The organism is Pseudolactococcus chungangensis CAU 28 = DSM 22330 (assembly GCF_002441885.1).
Lineage (GTDB): Bacteria > Bacillota > Bacilli > Lactobacillales > Streptococcaceae > Pseudolactococcus > Pseudolactococcus chungangensis.
Window position 1 is genome coordinate 1 of sequence record NZ_JXJT01000066.1, and the last position, 701, is coordinate 701.

The window sequence follows — 701 nt, forward strand, 5'->3', positions numbered from 1 at the left end:
TTTATTCCTCACCAAAACCTCTTAATATATTCAATAATTTTCTTCTTGATACGAAACTTTTGATTACGGTCAATCTTCTGTCCATTTTTAAGTGCCTCAAAAAGCTCTCGTTCTTCAGGAGATAGAAGCAAGTGTATTTCTTGACATAACAAATTATACATGACGTTTTCAGAGACATCTTGATTTTGATCAAAAAGATAAAACGCCTCAGATAGTTCACAATAGTCAATCTGGTCGAATTTTCTTTTGACAGCCATGTTTCTCCGATACTGATCAATCAAGAAACAAGAATATCTCACTTTGAAATAAACATAGAAGTTAAAGTCATCATCTGGTGGGTCTAATAAAAGTTGATGATACATCTCTAGAGCAATAATCATGCCTTCCTGGAGATAGTCGTCTAATTGCCAGGAAGGGATGTTAGTTTTTTTTCGACAGTTCATGATAATCGGTTCAATATTTTTAAGTATGGTTTCAATCTTATCCATTAGGTTACTCCTTTATTCTAAAAAAGCTATAAACAACATTATCTAGTTACTAGATATAAAGTAAAAAAACAAATAAAAATGCGATATACCGTGAATGGCCGAAAATATGCCATGAATAACGTGAAGATACCACGAATAACCTCTAAAAGAAGTTCTCAAAAATAAAAAAAGACAAAAAATAAAAAAAAGAGTTGACATGTTTGGTAAGATTTG

At 31.4% G+C, this 701-nt stretch carries 1 protein-coding gene; it reads right to left on the reverse strand.

The annotated features are described in order from the left end of the window. Positions 1–8 precede the first annotated feature (8 nt). Positions 9–488, reverse strand: coding sequence for a sigma-70 RNA polymerase sigma factor region 4 domain-containing protein (locus tag RR45_RS10915; protein WP_031366771.1), 480 nt, complete (start codon positions 486–488; stop codon positions 9–11). Positions 489–701: the final 213 nt, after the last annotated feature.